Consider the following 711-nt stretch of genomic DNA (forward strand, 5'->3'; position numbering starts at 1 on the left):
CCCGGGATCCACACCCCCGGGATCCACGCCCCCGGGATCCATGCCGCCCACGGATGGCTTCCACCAGCGGCTGCACCGCGTGACGCCCGCCGGGCTGTCCCGCGACACCGCGCAGACCGCCGGCATGCGCCGGGTCGAGGCGCTGTCCGGCAGCACGGTCGGCTCCGTCGACCTGTGGATGGGCCAGACCCACGTCGCCGCGGCGACGAGCTCGGCGAACCATCACCACGGCCGGTCCGAGACGGGCATCTATGTGGTGCGAGGCCATCCGAGCGTCGTTTTCCTCGAGGACGGCGAGGAGACCCGGCTCGACACCAGCCCCGGCGACTACATCTACGTGCCGCCGTGGGTGCCTCATCGCGAGGAGAACCCCGATCCCGACGAGGAGGCCGTCGTCGTGATCGCCCGGACCACCCAGGAGGCGATCGTCGTCAACCTCCCCAACCTGCGCTGGGTCGGGCCGGTGGCCACCGGGTCCACCGGACCCACCCGGCGCGACTGGCACACCTACTGACCGGCTACGGCGGGACGGGGCGAGACCGGCAGGGTGGGGACGCGGCAGACCAGGCCACCACGACCAACCCCACCACTCATGATCATCCGGTCACACGCCCGTTACCAAGACACGCTCCTCCGTCCAGCAGGCGCAGCGCCTTCGACGGACACAGCTCGACCGCTCGGCGCACGGCGTCCAGCCGACCGGCGGCGACC

At 72.2% G+C, this 711-nt stretch carries 1 protein-coding gene; it reads left to right on the forward strand.

The window, feature by feature from the left end; translation table 11 throughout:
• The first annotated feature begins 40 nt into the window (after window positions 1-40).
• Window positions 41-514 carry a cupin domain-containing protein gene (locus ACY5KJ_RS00720; protein WP_462202498.1) on the forward strand — a complete coding sequence of 158 codons (474 nt, stop codon included), beginning with the start codon at window positions 41-43 and terminating at the stop codon, window positions 512-514.
• The last annotated feature ends 197 nt before the right edge of the window (window positions 515-711 follow it).

This window comes from Frankia sp. CcWB3, assembly GCF_977927595.1.